14 protein-coding genes, 2 tRNA genes and 1 pseudogene are annotated in these 23,752 nt (G+C 44.3%); 16 read left to right on the forward strand and 1 reads right to left on the reverse strand.

Features of this window, described 5'->3' with window-relative positions:
- Positions 1–2: 2 nt before the first annotated feature.
- Positions 3–833 (reverse strand): glutamate racemase, encoded by an 831-nt coding sequence (gene murI, locus M8T91_RS08455; protein ID WP_301418708.1) that lies wholly within the window; start codon positions 831–833, stop codon positions 3–5.
- 217 nt (positions 834–1,050) lie between these two features.
- Between murI and M8T91_RS08460 the strand changes: the two genes are divergently transcribed.
- The 16 genes and pseudogenes from M8T91_RS08460 to M8T91_RS08535 all read left to right on the forward strand — a co-directional run bounded on the left by M8T91_RS08460 (position 1,051) and on the right by M8T91_RS08535 (position 23,714).
- Positions 1,051–2,550: a DNA recombination protein RmuC gene (locus M8T91_RS08460; RefSeq protein ID WP_301418710.1), complete on the forward strand. Its 1,500-nt coding sequence runs from the start codon at positions 1,051–1,053 to the stop codon at positions 2,548–2,550.
- A 6-nt stretch (positions 2,551–2,556) separates the two neighbouring features.
- Positions 2,557–3,486, forward strand: a complete 930-nt coding sequence (locus M8T91_RS08465; protein ID WP_301418712.1) for an AEC family transporter — start codon at positions 2,557–2,559, stop codon at positions 3,484–3,486.
- Positions 3,486–3,950: a DUF2489 domain-containing protein gene (locus M8T91_RS08470; RefSeq protein WP_301418714.1), complete on the forward strand. Its 465-nt coding sequence runs from the start codon at positions 3,486–3,488 to the stop codon at positions 3,948–3,950. The genes M8T91_RS08465 and M8T91_RS08470 overlap by 1 nt, the downstream gene beginning before the upstream one ends.
- Positions 3,951–4,237: 287 nt before the next feature.
- The gene (gene cysC / locus M8T91_RS08475) at positions 4,238–4,867 is read left to right on the forward strand and encodes an adenylyl-sulfate kinase (protein WP_301418716.1); all 630 of its coding nucleotides are present in this window, start codon (positions 4,238–4,240) and stop codon (positions 4,865–4,867) included.
- A gap of 210 nt (positions 4,868–5,077) precedes the next feature.
- Positions 5,078–7,453 (forward strand): DUF6351 family protein, encoded by a 2,376-nt coding sequence (locus M8T91_RS08480; RefSeq protein WP_301418718.1) that lies wholly within the window; start codon positions 5,078–5,080, stop codon positions 7,451–7,453.
- An 87-nt stretch (positions 7,454–7,540) separates the two neighbouring features.
- Positions 7,541–7,616: transfer RNA gene (locus M8T91_RS08485), tRNA-Val, on the forward strand.
- 27 nt (positions 7,617–7,643) lie between these two features.
- Positions 7,644–7,720: transfer RNA gene (locus tag M8T91_RS08490), tRNA-Asp, on the forward strand.
- 683 nt (positions 7,721–8,403) lie between these two features.
- The gene (locus M8T91_RS08495; protein ID WP_301418720.1) at positions 8,404–9,411 is read left to right on the forward strand and encodes a 1-aminocyclopropane-1-carboxylate deaminase/D-cysteine desulfhydrase; all 1,008 of its coding nucleotides are present in this window, start codon (positions 8,404–8,406) and stop codon (positions 9,409–9,411) included.
- Between the two features lie 184 nt (positions 9,412–9,595).
- On the forward strand, positions 9,596–10,471 hold the full coding sequence (locus tag M8T91_RS08500) for an NAD(+) kinase (protein ID WP_301418722.1): 876 nt from the start codon (positions 9,596–9,598) through the stop codon (positions 10,469–10,471).
- 9 nt (positions 10,472–10,480) lie between these two features.
- Complete coding sequence (gene wecB, locus M8T91_RS08505) at positions 10,481–11,635, forward strand: non-hydrolyzing UDP-N-acetylglucosamine 2-epimerase (RefSeq protein ID WP_301418723.1); 1,155 nt, start codon at positions 10,481–10,483, stop codon at positions 11,633–11,635.
- A gap of 11 nt (positions 11,636–11,646) precedes the next feature.
- Positions 11,647–12,933: a UDP-N-acetyl-D-mannosamine dehydrogenase gene (gene wecC, locus M8T91_RS08510; protein ID WP_301418725.1), complete on the forward strand. Its 1,287-nt coding sequence runs from the start codon at positions 11,647–11,649 to the stop codon at positions 12,931–12,933.
- 37 nt (positions 12,934–12,970) lie between these two features.
- The gene (locus M8T91_RS08515; RefSeq protein ID WP_301418727.1) at positions 12,971–17,773 is read left to right on the forward strand and encodes an FkbM family methyltransferase; all 4,803 of its coding nucleotides are present in this window, start codon (positions 12,971–12,973) and stop codon (positions 17,771–17,773) included.
- A gap of 248 nt (positions 17,774–18,021) precedes the next feature.
- Complete coding sequence (locus M8T91_RS08520; protein WP_301418729.1) at positions 18,022–18,396, forward strand: hypothetical protein; 375 nt, start codon at positions 18,022–18,024, stop codon at positions 18,394–18,396.
- Positions 18,354–19,292, forward strand: a pseudogene (locus tag M8T91_RS08525) (IS1595 family transposase). The gene M8T91_RS08520 and the pseudogene M8T91_RS08525 overlap by 43 nt, the downstream one beginning before the upstream one ends.
- A gap of 98 nt (positions 19,293–19,390) precedes the next feature.
- Positions 19,391–21,514 carry a sulfotransferase family protein gene (locus tag M8T91_RS08530; RefSeq protein ID WP_301418731.1) on the forward strand — a complete coding sequence of 708 codons (2,124 nt, stop codon included), beginning with the start codon at positions 19,391–19,393 and terminating at the stop codon, positions 21,512–21,514.
- Entirely contained in the window at positions 21,504–23,714 is a 2,211-nt protein-coding gene (locus tag M8T91_RS08535; RefSeq protein WP_301418733.1) for a heparinase II/III domain-containing protein, read from the forward strand. The genes M8T91_RS08530 and M8T91_RS08535 overlap by 11 nt, the downstream gene beginning before the upstream one ends.
- Positions 23,715–23,752 lie beyond the last annotated feature (38 nt).

The following is a 23,752-nucleotide window of genomic DNA, read 5'->3' on the forward strand; positions in this document are numbered from 1 at the left end:
GTTCAGGAGTCTGGTGCCAGAGGTTCGCTGAGGGGGGCAAACTCCTGAAAAGCCTGCGCGATGCTTCCGCTGTGATCGGCGGCGCTGGTAATCAATCGGCTGGGTTGTGGTGTACCTGGCAGGGTCAATTGCAGTTCCTCAACCCACCAGCGTACCCGGCGCGCTATGGCCTCGCCGGAGTCCACCCATTGAATCGAGCGCGGGGCAAATTGCTGCAGCTCGTCGCGCAACAGGGGGAAGTGGGTGCAGGCGAGCACCGCGATGTCCACCTGGTCGCCACCGGCGGTGCGGAACACCCGCTGCAACACCGGCTCCAGATCCCCGGCGGACACAGCCTCGCCGCGCAGCTTTTTCTCGGCCAACTGGACCAGTTCAGGCGCCGCTATATTGATGATCCGATTGCCATTGGCGAACTGTGCGATCAGTTCGCGGGTATAGTTGCGGTTTACCGTGCCCTCAGTGGCGATCAGTGCGATGGTACGGGAGCGACTGGCCCCCGCGGCGGGTTTGACCGCAGGCACCACGCCCACTACGGGTGCCTCCAGTGTGCTGCGCAACTGCGGCAGGGCCAGGGTGCTGGCGGTATTGCAGCCCACGATCAGGATATCGGCTCCGCAGTGGGCCATCATGGCCTTTACCTGCTCCACGATACGGGGGCGCAGTTCCTCTTCGCTTTTGTTGCCGTAGGGATAAAAGCCGTTGTCAATACCCAGATGCAACGTCAGCCCAGGCATCAGGCGGCGTATCTCCCGTGCAATACTGATGGCACCCACGCCGGAGTCAAAGACCAGTGCGCTGGGAGTGAGGGGGGAGAGGGCGCTTTGCTTGTACATCTGCTTGCTTTGGGTTCCAACATCACAGGGCCACTCCCCAAGAATACCTCAAATCCCCCAAAAAATTCCTGTCGCGCCAGAATATGGGCGTACTTTCCTGTTGCCGTTGGCAGTTCCGGTCGTTGTGGGAGGCTAAACGCCGCGGCAGCTCCAATTGCGTTTTGGGTTGTATAAGAACCGGGTTCTGTGTTGATTTGCTGCAATCGCGGCACTTTCGATGGGCAAGCTGTTAGAATGGACATTTCACCCGGGCGATCATCTGGGCCTGCCAGGCGCGAATGGCCTGTTTCCATGGAACATCCAAACGGATACCGCATTCGGGGTCTGGGAGTGTCTCTCTATGGCTGCGTTTACACTACAACTGAATGCCGATCACTTGGCACTGGCGGCACTTGTCCTGCTCATTTTATTGGGGATTGTAATTTGGCTGTCCCGTGCCGGCAGTCGCCGCAGCCTCTCACGTGCTGAAGCCGCACTGCAGGTGGCCGAGGCCCGCCTGGACAGTTGTCGCCAGCGGGAGGCCCAACTCGACAGTGAGATAGAAGGCCTGCGTGCAGAGCTGGCCGATAAACTGCAGCAGCTGACCCGCAGCCAGGTATTGGTTGAAAAGGGCGAAGCGGCCCTGGTGGAGCAGCGACAGGTCATGGAGCAGATGCGCCGTGCCCTGGGTGAACAGTTCGAGAATCTGGCCAACCGTATCTTTGAGGAAAAGCAGCAGAGCTTTATGCGCCGCAGTGAAGACAGCCTGCGCAAAAGCCTCAATCCCCTGGAACGCCAGTTGGGGGATTTTCGCAAGCGCGTGGAGCATGTCTACGATCGCGAAAATGCCGAACGCAATACCCTGCTGGGGCAGATCAAGGCCCTGCGCGAACAGACCCAGCGTATCGGCGATAAGACCCTCGACCTCACTGCCGCCCTGAAAGGGGATCGCAAGTTCCAGGGCAGCTGGGGCGAGGTGGTATTGGAGCGGCTTCTGGAAGAGTCCGGCCTGAGGAAAGGGTGGGAGTATGAAACCCAGGTCAGCCTGACCAGTGACGGCTGCCGGCGCCAGCCCGATGTGATTGTGCGCTTACCGGAAAATAAAGACCTGATTATCGATGCCAAGGTCTCCCTGGTGGGTTACGAGCGGTACAATGCTGCCCAGACCGACGAAGCGCGTGCCCAGGCCCTTAAACAACATGTCAATGCTCTGCGCAATCATATCTCGGGCCTCAACAAAAAGGCCTATGAGCGGTTGGAAGGCGTGCGCACCCTGGACTTTGTATTTATTTTCTTACCCATAGAGGCAGCATACCTGCTGGCCATGCAGGCGGCCCCGGACCTGTTCCGCTTTGCCTATGACAAGCAGATAGTCTTGGTCAGCCCCACCAGCCTGATGGCGACCCTGCGCACCGTGGAAAATATCTGGCGCTATGAAAAGCAGAACAAGAATGCGGAGAAAATTGCCGACGAGGCAGGCCGGTTGCACGACCAGTTTGCCTTGGTGCTGGAGTCTCTGGATGCGCTGGGTGATCGCCTGCGTCAGGCGGAGGACGCTTACCAGCAGACCTACAAGCGCTTGGCCAGCGGCCGTGGCAATGCGGTAAAACGTATCGACAACCTGCGCAAGCTGGGAGCCAAAACCCGCAAGCAGATTGCCCCGGAATTGCGCGAGAGGGCAAATGCGCCGGAGGCGGGGGTGTTGCCCCAGACGGCGACAGTCGTTGCGAAAGAATAACCCTCTATGGAACACCTTGCCTTTGCGCTCTCGGTCACCGGGCCTATTTTCCTGATGATTATTGCCGGTTACCTGCTGTCCATAAGAGGTGTGGTGCGTGAGCGCTTTATTGACGATGCCTCCAGGCTAGTTTTTCACATTACCTTGCCGGCGTTGCTGTTTATCAGTATTTACACTTCCAATGCAAAACCAATGGAAGAAATCCCGCTGTTAACAGCAGGGATTTTGGGGTCTTTTATTATGATCCCAATGGCCTGGTTACTGGCTCGCCCTGTAATGCCAGGTGACCGGAGTGCCTTTATCCAGGGCGCCTATCGGGGAAATGTTGCGATCATCGGCCTGGCCTGGGTGGAAAAGGCCTACGGTGTTTCCGGGGTCTCCCATTCGGCTGCATTGGTGGCGGCACTCACCATCCAGTTTAACGTGATTGCAGTCGTTTTATTCGTGCTTTACAACCAAAATACAAGGTTTGGTTGGCGAAAGCTGGCGTTGGAACTCTTTAAGAACCCGCTGATCCTGGGAGTAATTGCTGCGATCCTGTGCCGGATACTGGAAGTCAAACTGCCGGTTATGTTACGCGATACCATTCAGTACCTGGCCTCTGTCAGTTTGCCTTTGGGGCTTATCTGTATCGGGGCCAGCATGAAACTCGGATTGCTGCTGCACAGCTCACCCACGGCGCTTGTCGCTTCCCTGCTCAAGCTGGTTGCAGCGCCGGCCATTGCACTTGTGATTGGCTGGATGATGGGGCTGCGCCCTGAATATCTGGGTTATCTATTGTTGATGACGGGGGCTCCCTGTGCCATATCGGCCTTTGTCATGGCGCATTCAATGGGCGGCAACAGCCAGCTTACCGCCAATATTGTTGGACTCAGTACATTGCTCTCTGTGGTTACCGCCAGTATTGGACTGGCGCTACTGAAGGTGTATTTTTGATGGCGTTATTCCCAACTTGGCTGCTGATTGTGGCAGCCACGGTTGTTGTTATTCTCTCTGTGCTGGCAGGTTACTTTCTGCACAAACTGTCTGTGGCACAAAAGCAGCAGGCAGAGCAACTGTCTGCACTGGCACAGGCGGCGGCCGGCCAGCGCCAGAGGGCCAACGAGAGTATCCAGATCATCGCGCGCGCACTTCTCGATAAAGGGATCGGTTTGACAGAAGCATCAATACGTATCCGTGGGCTTCTGGATGCGTTACAAGTGGATCAGGCGGTGCGGGATGAATTTGTGGCCTTTTATACCCTTGCAGAGAAAACCGCGCATATTCCCATTTTGCAGGAATGGAAACAGTTGTCCCGTAAACAGCAATTTCAGTTTGAACTGGAAATGGCCCGCCTGGAGGCGGAGTACGGGGATTTCGCCCTGGATGCCGCTGAGCGAATGATTGGCCGCTCTTTCTGACAGTCAGGCGAGGGTGAGGAGGGCTTCGAAGCCTCCACGCTCCGCTGGCGCACGGCTCAGAATGGGGTCTGGCGAGCTCCGACTATACAGTCAGGGGCGCTTTGGATTTGAATGGAGTTTATGCGATCAGTGCGTTTGAGTTGTGCAATAAACTATAAGCCCAGCCTTTACCTGTCTTAAGACAATACGGGATAATTAGCGCCAGAGTTGTCCTGAGTCAATGGATATTACGGTCCGTATTCCATTGGGTGCAGGTGGGCATTAAATTTGAAAGTCTGGAGTGATGGGTGACAACAACAGTTGAACGCAAGGCGACCAATGTTCATTGGCACAAGGGGGATGTGACCCGTGAGAAACGGGCGGAGATTCTCGGCCACAAGGGAGTGACCCTATGGTTCACAGGCCTGTCCGGTTCCGGTAAGAGCACAGTTGCAGTCGCTTTGGAACGGGCACTGACCGCCCGTGGTGTGTTGAGTTACCGGCTGGATGGCGACAATATTCGCCTGGGTATCAATGCCAACCTGGGTTTCTCTGCGGCGGATCGCCAGGAGAATATCCGCCGTGTGGGTGAGATTTCCAGGTTATTTGCGGATACTGGCATTGTGGTATTGAGTAGCTTTATCAGCCCTTACCGGGAGGACCGTGAAAAGGTCAGGAAAATGCACGAGGTAGGGGGGTTGCCTTTTATAGAGGTGTTTGTTGATTGCCCCTTGGATGAGGCGGAGTCCCGCGATCCCAAAGGCCTATACAAGAAGGCCCGTGCAGGAGAGATCAAAGGATTCACCGGGATTGATGACCCCTACGAAGTACCGACTTCGCCAGAATTGCACTTGCATACAGCTGAGATGACCCTTGAGCAGGAAGTGGCGCTGATATTCTCAACTCTGCAGGAAAGAGGCATTATTCCCAAAGATTGATCTACTGAGTCAGGGTGGGAGGGGAACCCTAATCGGTCGTCTTCTACCTCCTATTGTCTGAAACCATGGCGTGTGGTTGCCGCCTTGCGCTATGTACTACGCTTAGCCCTCCTTTTTGTCTATTTAGACGCCAACTGGCGGCTGTCCTTTCCATCCCTTCATATACTCAACCTGTACCAGATAGCGAAGTTGCCAGTTGTGGAGGCGTCTATGTCGGTAAGGGGAGCCTGGTTTGTCACTGTTTTTCTGCTGGTAGTGGCAGGATTGCTGGGTTTGGGCGCTTGGTATGGATATCAGAAGCTGCCAAAGGTGCACGGAAAGGCCAATGCGCCAGTGCTGGGTGTGCCGAGGGGCGCGCTTGACTATCCCGCCCTGCCGGCCTATGCCGGTCCACACCCGAGGATGATGGTGCGCCCGCCGGAATACTTTCCCTTTCCTATTGCCATTGGCGAAGTCGGGCCGGTGGAAACCCTGTTTGCGGGCGCCTCAAGGTATCCTTTTTTCTGCGGCTGGAATGCGATTACCGGCAGACAACCGCTGGTGGATAATCAGGCGGGAGAGGGAGTCCCTGTGTTTGCCCTGGATGGTGACGGGCAAAAGACAAAAGAGGTCATTGGGTACAGCCGTGATTGCAGTCATGCCACTGAGGTCACCTATTTCTACCGCAGTACAAGGGATGGCCAGTTTTACAGTCTGCATGAAGCCCGTAACGATGTGCAGAAAGTGACCGTTAATGGCCGGCAGGTGGATTTTATTGTGCGGGTTGAAACAGGAACCATTAACCGGCATTTCTATGCTATCGCGGTATTGAAGGGAGAGGGGGAAGTTGCGCAGGTACCCAACAGCAGCAATTGGAACCGGCGCTTGATCTACCAGTTCCGCGGGGGTGTTGGTATTGGATGGCGCCAGGGAAATATCAGTAAGGGGGATATCACCACCCGGCGCGTGGACCAGCTGGCACGGGGATACGCCATTATCTATTCGACTGCAAATCAAACCAGAAATCATTACAATATATGGTTGGCGGAGGATGCCGCACGACGGCTCAAGAAACAGTTCGAAGCTCTCTACGGTGAGCCCATGTACACGGTGGGTATCGGTGGCTCGGGTGGGGCCATTCAGCAATATTTGTTTGCACAAAATGCTCCCGGCCTTTTGGATGCAGCGATTCCGCTCTATTCGTACCCCGATATGGTTACCCAGACTATTTACGCGTTCGACTGTGAGCCTTTGGAATATTTCTTCGATGTCCTCGATGCCGCCAATACCCGTTGGCGCAACGCCGAAGAGCGCTCGATTATCCAGGGGCTTTCGGCCAATTCTAAAGCGAACAGCCGCTTTGATTTGATGAGTATGGCGGCGGGGTTGTTTGATAGTCGCTATAGAAGCCGTGCGCGCGGTACTACGGAATGTGTGGAGGGTTGGCGCGGTCTGGTGCCGCTGGTCAATAATCCCAATTTTGTGCACTTTTTCAAAAGTTTTTCTGAGGACTTGGTGAGTAAGGTCCACTGGACACACTGGGAGAACCTGCGCAACTTCTACGGCTCCGGTACCAATGGATATGCCAACACCACTTGGGACAATGAAGGTGTGCAATACGGATTGAAGGCCCTTGTAAATGGAGATATTAGTATTGATACCTTCCTGAAACTCAATGCGTCGGTTGGTGGATGGAAGTCTCAGGAGAATCAGACCGAAGAGTATCTTTGGTTTTTAAATGGCAGTCTACTCCCTGTTCGCCTTTCTGTCTGGAGTGAGCAGAACTTGAATATGGGAAGTCTCGAAAGCCCTGCGAGGCGGAGTCGGGCCAGTCTGGAGGCCATCAAAGGAATTTACCGCTCCGGCCATGTATTTCTGGGTGATGTAGAAATCCCGATTATTGATTTGCGCCACTACTTGGATAAAGAGCCCGATATGCACCACAGCTCCGCTTCCTTTACTGCGCGTGAGCGTATTCGCCGCGCTCGTGGCCATGCCGACAACCAACTGATCTGGATAAGCCACAAAGAGTATTATCCCCTGGATGAAGCACTCGATGTGATTGATCGCTGGATGGGGAATATTATCAGAGACCCTACAGCGGGCGTGGTGGGCAATCGCCCTGCAGAGGCCAGTGATCGCTGTTTTGACCGCGAGGGCAATGTGCTGGCAGCGGGCCCCGAAGTTTGGGATGGGGACTGGAATCGCCGGTCCTCGGGAAAATGCACCAGGATGTATCCAATTTACAGCACTGCGCGCCAAGTGGCTGGAGCGCCAGTGACAGATGACGTTTTTAAGTGTGCCTTGCAACCCATAGAGCGCGCGTTGGCAAAAGGCATATACGGTTCGCATACTGAGGAAATTGCCGGGCGCGTTGAAGACTTGCGACGAATTTTTCCTACCGGCGTGTGTAATTACAATGAGCAGGATGTGGCGCGTCCACGGGAGCAGTTTATTCCCAGGGAAATCCCTGTGAAAATTGCAGGCCATTTGATCGACCCCGACTATCGGCAGGGTAAGATGCTGCAGGAAGCCAGAATGGGTGAGGGCGAGATCGGGCACACGCCAGTGTCGCTGTCCGACGAAGTAAACCCGAATCTCAAATAACGCTTTTGGCGCTAAAATTATTGACAGAAAAATCCAGTCCGGTAGTATGCGCTTCGCTCTGGGGGCAACCCTTCTGAGAGCAGAGGAGGGTGGTTAGCTCAGTTGGGAGAGCGGCGGCCTTACAAGCCGTAGGTCACAGGTTCGAACCCTGTACCACCCACCAACTTCTCACCGGGAAGAATGCTATCGGGGACCGGTAGTTCAGTTGGTTAGAATGCCGGCCTGTCACGCCGGAGGTCGCGGGTTCGAGTCCCGTCCGGTCCGCCAGACGATACAGGTATTTCATTTGTTCTAAGTCTGGATATTACTTCCCTGATCCCGTTTTTCTATTTGCTTTTGCTAAAGTTGCCCGTCTTCCATTAGAAAAGACTCTTATGGAGAGCAGGGTTATCCTCAATCCTTCCTGGCACACGGTTCATTGCCGATTGTCTGTCAATGGTTTATATTTTGGGCGCCTAGCCACTCAAAGGCAAGATGTATGAGCCCCACCTCAAACTTCCGCCCGCAGTCTAGTGCTGGTATGGTACTCACAGAAGACCCCCTGAATACAGTCGCTCATTTGGCAATGAAGAAGGGAGAGCCTGTAGCTATCATTCACCTGGATGAGCGGATCTTGAGACGAAAGTCGGGGCAGGATCCGGCCAGCGCCCCTGGCCAGCTTGCATTGTTATTGGCCCGTGCTTACCGGGTGGCCTGTATACTCTGAGGCAATAAAGAGGGTGCCCCGCCGCTGGTTTGTTACTGCTTACCGGGCATTGAATGACGTTTTTCATGAACTGGTGAACCGGATGGGAGATCGGGTGCGAATTGTGACTTACCCCTAGTGCAGACGTGGTTTTCCTGGTGAAATCAGGCGACAAGATAGAGATTGTCCATTTTGTATTGGATGATTTTCTGGTAGATGGTCTTTTACTCAGGCCGGCATAGCAATTAAGGTACAAAGGTTAGTCATGTCGCTTCGCTTTTGGGATTGTCTGGATCATCAGACCTTTACAGATACTGCCTGCGAGGTTCCATATCAGCAGATTAAGGGCGACTTTTTTCCCGGTTTCGATGTTTGGGTGCGTCGAGACGATTTAATTGATCCAATCATTTCAGGAAATAAAGCCTACAAGCTTTTTTTCAATCTGATTGAAGCGAAAGATCGAGGTGCAAAAATACTGATTACCTGTGGCGGTGCCTGGTCAAACCACATTCATGCTGTTGCGGCTGCGGCTGCGGCTGCGGCTGCGGCTGCGCGTTTTGGGTTTCAAACTATCGGTATCGTACGTGGTGAAAGACTTGCCATATTAAATGCCAGCTTGCAGGATGCGCAGCGATTTGGTATGAAATTGAAATTCGTTACACGAACTCAGTATCGAAAAAGAAATCAGTCTGATTTTCTTCACGAGATGGGTTTGGATTCCGGTGCAGCCTATTTTATACCAGAAGGTGGCTCGAACCTGCTTGGGATCAAAGGTATTCAGCTACTGGGAAAGGTGATTGAAGAGACAGTGCCAGCCACCTTTGACCAGATGTGGGTTGCCTGTGGGGCTGGAGCCACATTTGCGGGGTTTTCAGCAGGTATCCGCAATATTTCCGTGATAGGGGTTGAAATTCTGAGGGCTGGAGATAGCATTTTTAAGGAAGTGGATCGCTGGATAAAACGGTTGAACCTTACTGCACCTGAGCATCTTGAGAAGGGTAGATCAGGAACACTATTATCCTCGGACAGACTCTCAGACCTGAGATTGCGCTTGTTAAATCAATACCATTGTGGCGGGTACGGCCAATACCCGAAAGTGCTAGCAGATTTCCAAAGAGAATTTGAAGGTCAAGTGGATATTCCCCTGAATCCCATTTATACAAGTAAGCTATTTCATGCAATCAAAAATTCTAATGACAGGGGTGGGGGGCAGCGAGGGGCGAGATTACTGGTGATTCATACTGGGGGTCTACAGGGGCGGCGTGGCGATTAGTTAAAAAGCTGAACTCGTTTCTATATGCTAAATGTGAACATTTCGGCTATGTCTGATTATTTGACCCAAAATCTTACTCGCACATCATTCGTCATTTGGTGTTGTAAGAAGCTTAAGAAGTTGACCTGATGAATGATTGGGCTGACCGACAGAGTAAAGTAAAAAGGTGCACCATGGGGGATCTGTGTCAGAATTTCAAAATATAGGCTTAGTCGGTCGAACGGAAAGTAACAGTGCCGTTATTTCTCTTAAGCGCTTAATGATTTTTCTCGAGCGAGAGGGTTATTCGGTCGTATTAGAGGCGGAGACGGCAAAAGCAGTATCAGGTCATGGTGTCCGCGTATCCTCAAAGGATAAATTGGGCGAGTTATGTGATTTGGTAATTGTTGTTGGTGGTGATGGCAGTCTTCTTGCTTCAGCACGAGCGCTTGCTAAGTTTAATGTCCCTTTACTGGGTATTAACCGCGGCCGCCTTGGTTTTCTTACAGATATCACACCAGAACAGGTTGAGGAAAAAGTTGGCGAGGTTTTATCTGGAAAGTACATGGCCGAGAGTCGGTTTTTGCTCGATATGGCTGTTACCAGAAATGGTAAGCCGATTGGCAAAGGTTCGGCCTTGAATGATGTTGTACTTCATCCAGGCGAATTCATTCGGATGATTGAGTTTGACTTGTTTATTGATGGGCAATTTGTTTATAGACAGAGATCGGATGGATTGATAATATCAACGCCTACCGGTTCTACCGCTTATGCGCTTTCGGGCGGTGGCCCGATCATGCATCCTAAGCTGGATGCAATCGTAGTTGTTCCTCTGAATCCGCACACACTGAGTAGTCGCCCAATTGTGGTAGAGGGCAGCAGCGAATTTAAGATCATTATTGGTGAGCATAATATTGCCAAGCCCTATGTAACTTGCGATGGTTTCGAGCAGGTGATTACTGAACTTGGCGATGTCGTTCACATTCATAAAAAACCACATAGGTTAACGCTAATTCATCCAATTGATCATAATTTCTACGAAACATGTCGTACAAAGTTAAATTGGCAGGTGGGAAATTAAGGAATCTGCATGAAGAAAGTTCTTATTGTATTTGGTACACGCCCAGAGGCAATCAAAATGGCTCCTCTGATCAAGATGTTTGATAGAAATTCTGAAACTAAGTGTAAAGTTTGCGTAACCGGCCAACATCGTTCAATGCTTGATCAGGTTCTACAATTATTTGAAATTACACCTGATTGGGACCTGAATATTATGCAATCTGGACAAGATTTGACTGATATAACTAACAAAATATTGTTGGGTATGAGGCCTATTTTAAAGAGTTGGTGTCCCGATATTGTACTTGTTCACGGTGATACTACAACTACACTCGCGGCATCAGTAGCAAGTTACTATGAAAAAATTCAGGTTGGACATGTTGAAGCGGGGTTGCGGACAGGTAATATTTACTCACCGTGGCCAGAAGAAATGAACCGGAAAATTACTAGTTCTATTGCTGCATACCATTTTGCACCTACCCAAAGAGCAAAGCAAAATTTGCTTAATGAGGGTATATGTAATTCGACTATACAGGTCACAGGCAATACTGTTATTGATGCTCTGCAAGAGGCTCTCTCTATTATTCGTAAAAATCCAAATCTTGAAGGACAGATTTTACAACAATTGTTATTTTTGAAAGAAAATCGAAGAATTATATTGGTCACTGGCCATAGACGAGAAAATTTTGGAGTGGGATTCGAAAATATTTGCACTGCGATAAGAAAGATAGCTGCCTTTTATCCTGATGTATTAGTCGTATATCCTGTTCATTTAAATCCGAGCGTTCAGGAGCCAGTACATAGGATTCTTGGAGATGCAGATAATATTTTTCTAATTGAGCCACTCGAATACCTTCCGTTCGTATATTTGATGAGTCGATCATATTTGATCTTAACTGATTCCGGTGGAATTCAGGAGGAGGCCCCTTCACTTGGAAAGCCGGTTTTGGTTATGAGGGATACGACAGAACGCCCTGAGGCCGTGGATGCCGGTATAGTTAAATTGGTAGGTACAAACAGCAATTATATTGTAAATGCAACTGAGCAGCTATTAACGGATAATAATTACTACCAGGCGATGTCGGAAGCTCATAATCCATATGGAGATGGGCGTGCGTGTGAGAGAATTGTTTTAAGTGTCATTAAACAAGTGAAATCGGTTGAAATAGAAATGGCAACTCATTAGTTGGAAGTGGAATGAATATCAGTAAGAATTTTAAATCAATGACGGTTATGGGGCTAGGGTATATAGGTTTGCCAACTGCTGCAGCATTCGCAGCACGAAAGCTACAGGTTTGCGGTGTTGATATTAATGAAATAACAGTTAATACCATTAATCAAGGACAGATTCATATTGTTGAACCAGAATTGGATATCCTTGTTCACTCAACTGTCACAGAAGGCTATTTAAAAGCCTCACTGAAGCCTGAGCCTGCAGATGTTTTTATCATAGCTGTACCTACTCCTTTCAAAGAAAAAAAGCAGCCCGACTTGTCTTATATAGAAGCCGCCGCTAATGCTATTGCACCTGTTCTGAAAAAAGGTGATTTAATAATACTTGAGTCTACTTCTCCTGTTGGCGCGACGGAACATATGGCCAAGGGGCTACAAGAGTTTAGAAAAGACTTGAATATCCCAATGGAGAATCAGGGAAAAGGTGAGTTCGATATTTACATTGCTCATTGTCCAGAAAGAGTGCTGCCAGGACACGTTATGCGTGAGCTTGTGGAAAATGATAGAATTATAGGAGGTATGACTACTAAATGTGCTCAAAAAGCCAAAGAGCTTTATGAAATTTTGGTTGAGGGAGAATGTTTGCTTACTGACGTGCGTACAGCAGAAATGGCTAAGTTAACAGAAAATGCATTTCGGGATGTGAATATTGCTTTTGCCAACGAATTATCGTTGGTATGCGATAAGCTTAAGGTAAATGTATGGGAGTTAATTGAGCTTGCAAATAAACACCCAAGAGTAAATATTCTTCAACCAGGCCCTGGAGTTGGAGGGCATTGTATTGCCGTCGACCCTTGGTTTATAGTTAGCCAAGCTCCTGAGGAAGCACAACTAATTCGCACTGCACGTGGTGTTAATGATAGTAAGCCCCAATGGATTCAAAAGAAGATTGATAAGTCAGTTGATCGGATTCTCATGGAAAACCCAAATTGGACTTTCAAAGATGTAACAATCGCATGCTTTGGTCTGTCTTTCAAGCCAGATATTGACGATTTGCGTGAAAGCCCAGCACTTCAAATTGCAAATAATGTTTCGAATACTTATCCGGGGCGAGTACTTATAGTTGAACCAAATATCGAGCAGCTTCCAAAAGATAGTTTGCATGGTGCTAAATTAGTAAACGAACATGAGGCTCTCGATATGGCAGATATAATTGTTTTGTTAGTGGATCATAAACAATTTAAAAAAATTCCAACAAGAAGCATAGGTCAGCACTATTTAATTGATAGTCGAGGAATCTGGCAGAATTAACGTTTCAGAAACTTGCGGCGTTAATGGAGTTTATTGTATGAGCTATTTTAAGGAGATCGTGGTCGATAATTCTAAATATGGAATATTTTTGCCTAACAAAGATACCGATTATATTCAAAAAAAAATATTTACAGAAGGGCTTCCTTACGAACTTGAAATGTTAAGAGGTATGGCAAGTTACATGTCTCCAGGTGACCTGGTTTTGGACGTGGGGGCTAATGTAGGAAATCATACTCTTTATTTGGCAAAGATAGCGGGATGTCAGGTACTTTCTTTTGAGCCAAATGAGTCTCTGTGTAATGCTATAAATAATAGTCTTGTGTACAATAAGCTAAATTCTAAGGTCGTTGTCCACTGTGTTGGTGTGGGAAGTAAACCCGGAAAAGCACATTTTAAGCAGTTCGACGAAAATAATCTTGGTGGGCAATCATTAGTGATTGGAAATGAGCTGGAGGATAGTATCCAAGTTATTAGGCTTGATGGCCTTGATCTTGATCAGCACATCTCAGCAATCAAGGTCGATGTGGAGGGCATGGAGCTTGAGGTACTTGAGGGAGCTGTTGAAATTATCAAACGCGATCTTCCAAATTTATATATTGAGTGTCAAACAGAACAAAAATTTAACGAAATTCATACTTGGCTTTCTCAATATGGATATATCTATTGGCATACTTATAATGCAACGCCTACACATTTATTTTTAAAGGCAACAAGTGTGAATATAAAAGATATATCTGATCATTTGGTAAAAAATGTATCATACAGTGAATATTATCTAAAAAAGCAAATAAAAGATTTAAAATTTAGCCTTAACAAAGCTAATGAAAAGTACCGAGGTGCAACGAAGAACATACAGTTGCTCAAGGAAAAATCTAAGAAAAATATAACAAGTAAAAAGATACGAGATAAAGAGCATCGATTAATGGAAGATATGCTCGAAATGCTACAAAATGAAATATCAGGGTTTAGCGAACAGTTAAAGTTGAAAAATGAGGAAATATCCCAGCTTGATAGATGTTTTAGCTTGGCACAAAAAGAAAAGGATCAGCTCGATGAGCGATTAAGATTGATCCAGGAAGATAAATTTCGGCTCGATACCCGGCTACGATTAGTGGAGGAAGAAAGATCATGGCTTTATTCTCAGTTAAAATTGGTAGAGGAGGAAAAATCTCGGTTAGACTCTGAAATTAATTTAGTGCAAACAGAAAAGCTAAAATTAGATGCTCAGCTTAAATTGGTGCAGGAAGAAAGAGATATTTTTAACACACGACTTGGTTTACTAAAAAAACAAAAAAAACAACTTGCTGAGGGGAATGTAGCACTGGCTGCGCGTTTAAATACAGCCAATTTGAAGTACCGAACAGTCACTTCTCAATTTCTTGAAATCCGCCAAACTAGATCCTTTAGATTCGCTTTATATTTTAGTCGACTGGGCAAATTAATGAAAAGGGTGGTATGGTCACCTATAAGATTATTTAGGAAGCTACTGCAGTTTGTGCAACAGTGCGGAACATGCAAATCCAGTCAATTTGAGACAAAGAGAAGAAATGATGACGGGCCTCCATCACCAAAGCCGGCGTCCTCTAAAGCTATAAATAACTTAATTGAAGGACAAGTGAAAAAACAGCGCATTGCCTGTATCATGGATGAATTTACTTATAGCTCTTACTCTCCAGAGTGTGATCTCTATGCACTGACGCCTGATGCTTGGCAGACTGAACTGGAGGACTGTAAACCACAAATTCTATTTGTTGAATCCGCCTGGCGTGGTAAAGATGGATTGTGGGGAAATAAGGTAGGACATACAAGTCAAGAAGTTAAGGGCATAGTACGCTGGTGTCAAGAACAAAAAATTCCGACAGTATTCTGGAATAAGGAAGATCCAGTTCATTTTGGAACCTTTCTTAATACAGCACGGATTTTTGATTTTGTTTTTACAACAGATATTGATTGTATAAGCCGTTATAAGAGTATTCTCTGTCATGGGAAAGTATATTATCTGCCTTTTGCATGCCAGCCAAAGATACATAATCCCATTGAGCAATTTAATCGTAAAGATGCTTTTTGTTTTGCTGGTTCTTACTATGCTCATTATCCTGAAAGGATGCGTGATTTAAGTAACTTTTCAAAATATCTCACCAAATATAAACCGCTAGAGATTTATGATCGTAATCATGGTGAAGACCATCCCGATTACAAATTTCCAAGTATTTTTGATCCATACATTATTGGAAGCCTTCCATTTGAAAAAATCAATATGGCATATAAGGGGTATCGATACGCAATCAATCTGAATTCCATTAAGCAATCACAAACGATGTTTGCACGTCGGGTTTATGAATTATTAGCCTCTAACACTATTACTGTAAGCAATTATTCCCGTGGTATTCGCTTGATGCTTGGAAATCTGGTCATTACTGGAGATGATGGAGTAGAGTTAGTTCAACGAATTGAGTCATTAGTAAGCTGTGACCTAGCTTGGCGAAAATTTCGGTTGGCAGGGTTGCGAAAAGTAATGCTTGAACATACTTATCAAGACCGACTTGCTTACGTAACTGCAAAAGTGAACGAAGAACCATTACCAAATATTCTACCATCAGTCCTAGTAGTAGGTTACGCAAATGATGACAAGCAATTGTATTGTTTGGTTACACAATTTAAAACTCAAAATTACTCAAATAAACAGCTGATAGTTGTAGTTTCTCAGCATGTACAAGTGAGCAATTTGGTTCCAAACACGTCTATTGAAATTATACCTATAGTAGATGCTAAAAAATCGAAGTTGGCTGACTATACCGGAAAATTTGCTTGGTTGGCTGGCATGGCGGCCGATGATTATTATGGGCATAATTATCTTACAGACTTGGTCCTTTCGACGCGATATAGCGATGCTGATGCCATCGGAAAATATGCTCATTATGCCTGGGGTCGACTTGGCTTGAAGCCTTCGAATCTTGAAGCCGAGTATAAACTCGTGAATAGCATACCATTTCGCGCAGCAATTATTCGTTCTCAGTGTATTGTTAATATGTCTCTTTATAAATTTGCGAGAATATTACAAACAAATAAAACTGAAAAGCTCACGGTTTTTTCAAGTGATAGATTTAACTATTGCCGATCAGGTATGATAGAATCTGCTGATCAAGTTACTATTGCCAATATGGTGGATGACTTACCCAAATTGGATGCGGGCGTTAAGCTTTCTCAGTTGTTACTCAAAGCGGAGAGCGTTGCTCCAGAGAAAAGGTGTGCGGATGATGCACCAGTAATTTCTGGCAGCGAATTCGCTTCATATTTCAAACAAAAATCCGATAAAAATTATCAATCAAAAGTAGTTGGTGACAATTGGAGGCTGGAATCAACATTACAGGATGGTAAGCACGATTACCTATATGCAGCGAAATATATAACTCCGTGTGAACTAGGCTACCATAGAAAAGCCAAGTTTTATCTAGATGTTGCTTTAGGTTTAAATATACAAATGGTTCTATTCTTTTTCGATAAAGAAAAGAAACGAGTTGGTGCAGAAATACGTCAGGCCAATCGTAATCATGAAGTTGAAATACCTAAGGAAGTTAAGTTTATCAGGTTTTCTATTCGCATTTACGGTAATGGTGCGGCTGATATCAGGGGATTAGTTTTGGGTCACCGAAAAACACATCCCATTGAAGTCATGGGCCGTAACAAATACCTTTTGCTTACCAATCATTATCCAAGTTATGATGATTTATATCGAAATGGATTTGTTCATAGCCGAGTAAAGGCATATAAGGAATGTGGAATAAATGTAGATGTTTTCCGCATGCGTAAAGACGAACAAGTTAGTTTCCATGAATTTCAAGATGTAGATATTGTTACTGGCTGCCAACAAGCACTGCATACGATGCTAATAGCAGGTGATTACGAACATATATTAGTGCATTTTCTTGATGTAGACATGTGGGATGTACTTAAAAGTTATATTGAACATATAAAAGTTACAGTTTGGGTTCATGGATCAGAAATCCATCCTTGGTATAGGAGAAAATCAAATTTTGAAAATTTAGATCAAGAAAAAAAAGGAAGGGAATTAAGTGAACTACGTATGGATTTCTGGCGATATTTGTTAAAATCGATGCCATCAAACCTTAAGCTTATTTTTGTATCAAAAATATTTTCAGAACAGGTAATGGAAGACTTGGGATTTCGGTTACCTGAAAGGCAATATGCGATTGTGCATAATCCTATAGATACAGATCTATTTAAATACCTGCCTAAGCCCACCTTACAAAGAAAAAAAATACTTTCTATTAGGCCATTTACTTCCAAAATTTATGCTAATGATCTTTGTGTTAAGGCGATTATCATTCTCAGCAAAAAACCTTTTTTTAAAGATTTAGAAATTTGTATAATTGGCAAAGGAAGACTATTTGAGCAGACGGTACAACCATTGAAAAAATATTCAAATGTGCTTTTGAAGCAGAAATTTCTTACTAGAGAAGAAATTGCTGAAATACACAAGGAGTATGGTATTTTCTTGTGTGCATCTCGAATGGATACTCAGGGGGTATCTCGAGATGAAGCGATGTCATCTGGTTTAGTGCCGGTGACAAATCACATTGCTGCAATTCCAGAATTTGTTAGTGAAGAGGATGGAATGTTGGCTCCGGCAGAAGATGCTCAGGCGTTAGCGGAAAGTATAGCCTTATTGGTTGAGGATGCAAATCGATTTGAGCGAATATCGGCTAATGCTGCAGCGAGAGTTCGTAAGCAATCCTGCAAATCTTTAATCATTGAACAGGAAATTAAACAGTTTATTAATCAACAAGAAATGATTGATAGCGTATCTATGATGAAGTAATGGCTGAAACTATAAATTTATCGAATGAATGTATATCAGCTCTTGTTGGAGAGTGTAAATTAAATTGTGTAACTGCTCATGCCTCCGTATTCTGAACCGGAGAATACCGTGAGCAAAACTATGAATAATCAGGATTTCGAACAGCAGCTGCAAGGTAACCGCTCATTCTACGGCGTTAAAACTTGGGATTTTAACGGTAAGCAACCATAGGAGGTTCAAGTAGAATACTTCGGATCAAGGGTAAACAGTTGGGTTATAATACCTATCCCCAAGAATACGGTGTTTTCTTATGTCCAAGTCGAATGGATACCCGAGGTGTTTCTCGATATAAAGAAATGACACCTGGCTTGTTACCTATAACTTATACGATGGCAGCCATACCTGAATTTGATAAAAGTTCAGATGGATATATGGATCAGAAGGAAAATTACTCAGAGTTAGTGGATGCTCTTGAGGCTGTTACATTATATGATAAAGAGCTTAAAGCAAGATCAAAATCTTACCTAATTACCACTCTTGCTAAGCCATACTTAACTGTATATAAATCCAGCTATCTTATTGATCTGCAAGGGGATCCGCCATGGCGTGCAACAAAGTACAGTTTCAGAAAGGTATCAGTCTGACTGAGTTCCTCACGCAGTACGGACAGAGGAGCAGTGCTTCGACGCACTTCATCGCTGGCGGTGGCCGGAGGGCTTCCGCTGCCCTCATTGCGGCCACAATCAGTGCTGCCAACTGTCCTACAGGAAGCTACAGCAGTGCAACCGATGCCATCGACAGACTTCAATTACCGCTGGCACCATATTTGACTCCCAAACTACCTCTTACCGTCTGGTTTCAGGCAATCTACCTCATCACCCAAGACAAGAAGGGTATCTCCAGTATGAAGCTGGCCCGTCACCTGGGAATCTCCTACAACGCCGCTTGGCGCATGAAACAGAAACTCATGCAGGTAATGGTGGAGCGAGACCAGCAGTACAAGCTATCTGGCTTCATCGAGTTGGACGACGCCTATCTCGGCGGCGAGCGTACCGGGTGCAAGCCGGGGCGCGGTGCTGAGAGCAAGACGCCTTTCGTAGCCGCGGTTGAAACCACGAAGGAAGGGCAGCCCACCCGGATCAAACTCTCTGTAGTCCAAGGCTTTCGAAGTACTGAAATCGCCACTTGGAGCAAGCGCTATCTAAACAAAGGCAGTACCGTTATCTCAGATGGCCTGGCGTGCTTCAATGCTGTCACTGAGGCTGGCTGCGACCACGACAAGATCGTCTGCGGTGATGGCCGCGCCTCCGTTGAGGAGCCCGAGTTCTACTGGGTGAACACGGTACTCGGCAATTTAAAAAGTGCGTTGCGCAGTACCTACCATGCGATACGACCGAAATATGCACAGCGCTACCTGGCGGAGTTCCAATATCGTTTTAACCGCAGATTCAACCTGTATGCATTTATTCCCCGGCTTGTCTACGTTTCTCTCCGGACGCCGCCAATGCCGGAAAGATTACTGAAGCTCGGCTTAGCTTAGATGGTAATTAGGAAATCTTATGCAATAAACATTTTAAAGAATCGATCTAATCCAGAAGTAATCGAATCCGAGTTAAGAATATTTTAATTAGGTAAAACATGAGCATTGAATTAAGAAAGTTTCCATTCCCTTATAAAGGTATGTTGGCTATCTCGAACGATATTGACTCAACTACTCCTGATTCATTTGAGTATATACATGAGATAATGAAGCACCCCAAAAATAACATCGAATTAAACTTTTCTGACTCTATCTGGATGTATGCGAAGAGTAGCAGAAATGGAAAACAGTTATCGTTTTTTGATATGACTGATGAGCAATTAACGCCTTACTGGCGCAGACTAAAGTACTATGTATCTAAGGGATGGATTGATACCTTACACTCGTATGGAAACTTCTCCCAGTCAGAGTCATCCTTCGCTTTTAGTCGTAGATATGCAGAGCTCTCTCTAAACTTCTTAAAGAAACATAAAATTCAGTTTGATGTTTGGGTCAATCATGGGGACGAAAGTAACACCCAGAATTTAGGTAATTATTCTTATATGAAAGGGGCTACTTTAGGGGATGATTCTTATCACTTTGATCTGTGTAAAGAGATTGGAGTCAAGTATATATGGAATCCTAAACAAAGAGATATTTTTGGGCATAGCTCAATGCTAACTCCGATTAAACTAAAAAATGGAGAAAGTATTTGGAGCTTTCCTCGCTTTCATAGTTGCTTTGTGAGTTCTAGAGATAAAACTACCTACCAAGAAAGAGGGGCTAATTTTTGGGGAGAGAATAAAGATGAAGCTGTACTATGGCATCCATCATTGTTGGATTTACAAATAACTAAAGAGAGATTAGATCAACTTTGTATTGATGGCAATTATTCTATAATTACGCAGCACTTTGGCAACATTAAATTTAGCTCGAATAGGTTTACACAAAGTGCGATAGATGCACTTAAGTTACTATCTTCATATTCGAAAGAGAAAATCAATGTCGTTTCTACCTCTAAGCTGCTGAATTATAATCGCGTTAATCAGTTTTTAAATTATGAGATTATTGAATTGGAAACGGGTAGTATTATTAATGTGTCTTCAATTAATGATCCTGTTCTTGGTATTCAAAATGACTTAACGATTAATCAATTGGATGGAATAACTTTTTATACAGATAAGCCACAAAGTACCTTTTTTATGATCAATGGAACAATGGTAAAACCCGAGGCTACAAAGAGGAATGTTAGTGATGGAATTAACAAAAGTATTACAATTTGCAGTGGTATGATGGGGGTCGCATCTGACATCTCTGATAGATTTAAAATTACTCAAGAATTCTTAAAAAAATGCAAGGCAAATAAGAAAAATATTGCTACCTCAATTTCTAACGACGAAAGACTGACTAAAACTACATCTATGAGTTTATGGGAAAGGGCAATAAAAAAATCAAAGAACTTCAATAAAAAAAATGCTAAACCAAATAAAAAATTAGCCCCTGCAATCTGTATTGGTGGTATGAAATGCGGTACAAGCACTCTTTGGGATATGCTTACACAGCACCCTGAAGTATTAGCTTGCTCTGTTAAAGAGCCAAGTTATTTTGCCGTGAGAGATAAGGAAAATTTAAGCATTGATGAATATTATTCTATTTGGCCTTGGGATGAGAATGATGAGGAAAAGCGAGTAATTTTTGAAGCATCAACTCATTACTCAAAATTTCCCGCATCTAATGTTGCAGCCGATCAAATAGAAGAAATTATCCCTAATGCAAAAATAATATATTTAGTGAGGGATCCTATTAGGCGAATTGAGTCTCAGTTAGCACATCATATATCAAGAGGGGAGTTGAGCTGCAATTTATTGGATAAAGGACGGTGGAAAAAAAACACTCATTTATTTAATTTGTCTCGATATGGCGAACGTATACTGCCTTATATTAAGCATCTTGGGAAAGAGAAGATTTTAATTGTCTCATTGGAGGAGCTTATTGATGATTACAAGAAGGCACTATGTAAAATTGAGAATTTTCTTTCATTAACACCATTCAATGGATATACGCAGCTGAAAAAAAGTAATCCTAGAAGAATGAGTTTAGGTGCAGATAAGGTCTCTTTTGAATATGATGATATGACCTATATATATAAAATGATCAATGAGGATGTTCAAACATTTATTGATGAGTTTTTCGTTGATTCGAGCTTATGGAGGGCCTGGAGTAAAGTCGATAATGAACAATAAAGTTAAGTTTAATTCAATAGGTTGGAGCACCTCTACTAATGAAGCTAAAGTTCGAGAAGTTGGAGGTGCTAAAACTAAAATAGAATTTAATATAGAAAAAATTATACACTCAGGTTTGTTTATTGTTCATGAGCTGGTTACTGATGGTTTACCTACATTAGTAAATTTTGACATGCAATTAGAATGTGAGTCCAAACAGTCAACATGGATCTCTGTTGACGTTGGTTACCATATTGACAATAAATTTTATTTTATTACCTTTAAGCATGAACGCTTTAATAAATTGCTAAATGTTAACTTAGATCCGGCCAGTATCCCTTTTTTAATCGCTAATGATTACAATACACCCTTAGAGTGGTGTAATGTTAAAATTCGAATTCGAGTGCGCTTAAATGGAAAAGGAAGTGTAATATTAACACTGTCAAAGCCGATGCAAAGCAACCGAGAGCAAGGCTATTCGCTGCGATCAACTATAGATAATTACAACGAGTTTGCTTTACATAGTCGCTTGTTATCTGGATCTAATCTAGAGCTAAAATCTGCTTTCAGAAAGATGTATGTTCTTGATTCATATTGGACAAAACATAATGAAATTGAGAAGGAGGCTGCCAAATTATTTATGGAAAAAGGAGAGCTTCATTTTTCAAAACTTCCACCAGTTAAAATTGATAGTTCCTATCCTCCTTTGAGTGTAACTAAGTATCCAAACTATGAAAGACGCTGGTATTCTTTAGAGCTTGTTCATATATTGTTGAGCGACTGGCGGTATAATAACAACTCTAAAGCTTTATTGGCTGCTACTATTGCAGCTGAAAAATTTATCTCGTTAGATTTTTATGGCGTACCAGAAAATATTAAATATATTTGGTACGATCATGGTACTGCGGATCGCATGGTCATATTGACAGAATTATATTGTTGCTTAATTGATGGTGGTGGAGATAAAATTACTTTAGAGCGTTTATTTTATGTTATTTTTCGACATGCTCAAGCTTTATCTTGTGAATCGTTCTATTTGCGAAACCAGAGATTTAAATATCATAACCATGCAGTTTTTCAAGATCGTGCACTAATTATTATTGCTGAGGTATTTCCTGCAATTAAAATTTTTCAAGCTTGGAAAGATCTTGCAATTAATCGGTGTGCAGATCAGTTTGAAAACCTGATCAACTTTGAAGGCGTATCAATTGAAAATAGCAGTGGTTATCATATTGCAATGCAAGGAATTGTCTCAGATATGATTAAGTTTTATTCATCGATTAAATTAACTGAACATTGTTTGGCGCTCCAAGCGTTAGAAAAAAACATGGATAGGTTCTCAACTTCATTATATTATCCTGATAACACTATTGTTGCATTTGGCGATACCTCATACAAATTAAATAATAAACGTCCCCCCAAAAAATTATACGTGCTCGAAGAAGAAATCAACTATTTTGAAGACTCAGGCTACTTTTTTATCACTGGGATGACAGATAGAGGGTGTGCTTTTAAATTTAACTTAATTTCATCGAGTAATAGTCTAATACACAAACATTTTGATAACCTATCCTTTACGCTGTGGGTCGAAGGGATTGAATTTATAGTAGACCCTGGTTTTTTTTCACATGCTCAAGATGAGGATTCTGTTTTCAGTAAGGGGCCTTATGCTCACAATACATCAATTCCAGCAGGTTTTAGTTGTGAGAATGATTGGCGAGAGTCAATTACAGAGTCCACTATTAAAGTTTACATGTCTTCTTGTGCAAAAAAATATAAAATTGTAGGCAAGCATAGTTGTTATTTGGGTCAAAGTTTTACTCGCAGCATTTTTATATATGTGAGTAAGGGATATATTCTCTGCCGAGATAAGTTTCAGGGCAATATAAATTTAGTTAACAATATTCAGTTGGGTGATACTTTGCAGGTTAAACAAGAGAGCAATAAGGATTTTAGTATCTCATCATTAATAAGAAGCGAATCAATTAAGATAATTTATGATGATACTGTAACAGCTGAATGTGTAATCGGGCAAAATAAACCATTTATTTCTGGTTGGGTTTATCCTAAAGTCGGAGTAAAGGAAGCTGCTTATGCGTTGAATAGCAAGAGTTGGCAAAACCAACTCAGCTTTGCTATCTCGCTTAATAATGAGTCAGAGATTGAAATTGCAGATATCGTAAATCACTTCTCAGGAGTAGAATGGAATGATTCCATATAATAGCTTTATTAAACTCGGAGGGTGTTCAAAACTCTGTG

The sequence above is a fragment of the Microbulbifer sp. MI-G genome, from assembly GCF_030440425.1.
GTDB lineage: Bacteria > Pseudomonadota > Gammaproteobacteria > Pseudomonadales > Cellvibrionaceae > Microbulbifer > Microbulbifer spongiae.